Annotated in this window: 1 protein-coding gene; it reads left to right on the top strand. The window is 61.4% G+C overall.

Annotated features, from left to right (window positions below; translation table 11 throughout):
• Positions 1–261: 261 nt before the first annotated feature.
• On the top strand, positions 262–736 hold a 475-nt coding region (locus EN906_RS36085; protein ID WP_164777704.1), incomplete at its 3' end, for an ABC transporter substrate-binding protein.

Genomic DNA, 736 nt, shown 5'->3' with positions numbered 1-736 from the left:
TGAAGCCGACCCTGCCAATCTCCCCCCTTGAGGGGGAGATGTCCGGCAGGACAGAGGGGGGCGCTGTCCCGCCGGCATCAAAAGGTCTGCCCTATGGCGACACCCTGCACGCTACAACCGCCTCATCCGCCCTATCCGCCGACCACCGACAGCTTTTTTCTAACAAGCCCGCCTTCGTTGGAAGGATTTAACTCTACAAACCTAATAGAATTAGCGGACTATCATGGGGCATTCCGATTTTTCTCTTTTCAGGAGCCCTCCATGTCCACCATTTCGCGACGCATTGTTCTCCTCTCGTCGGCGGCACTTGCCGGCGCGGCCTTCCTCGGCCCGGCCCATGCCGACGACCTCAAAATCACCATCGGCTATCAAACGGTGGTCGAGCCTTCGAAAGTGCCGCAGGCCGACGGCGCCTATGAAAAGGAGACGAAGGCAGTAATCGACTGGCGCAAATTCGATTCCGGCGCCGATGTCATCGCCGCGGTCGCTTCCGGCTCGGTCGATATCGGCTATGTCGGCTCGAGCCCGCTGGCGGCGGCGGCTAGCCGCGAATTGCCGATCCAGACCATCTTTATAGTCGGCCTGATCGGCGAATCCGAGGCGCTGGTGGCGCGCAACGGCGCCGGCATCGAGAAAGTCGCCGACCTCGCCGGCAAGAAGGTCGCCGTGCCGTTCGTCTCGACGACGCATTACAGCCTGCTCGCCGCGCTGAAGCATGAGGGCGTGGATCCGAAGT

This window comes from Mesorhizobium sp. M7A.F.Ca.CA.004.06.1.1, from assembly GCF_003999135.1.
Lineage (GTDB): Bacteria > Pseudomonadota > Alphaproteobacteria > Rhizobiales > Rhizobiaceae > Mesorhizobium.
The sequence above is the reverse complement of the archived record's forward strand: the minus strand, read 5'-3'. Positions and strand labels throughout refer to the sequence as shown.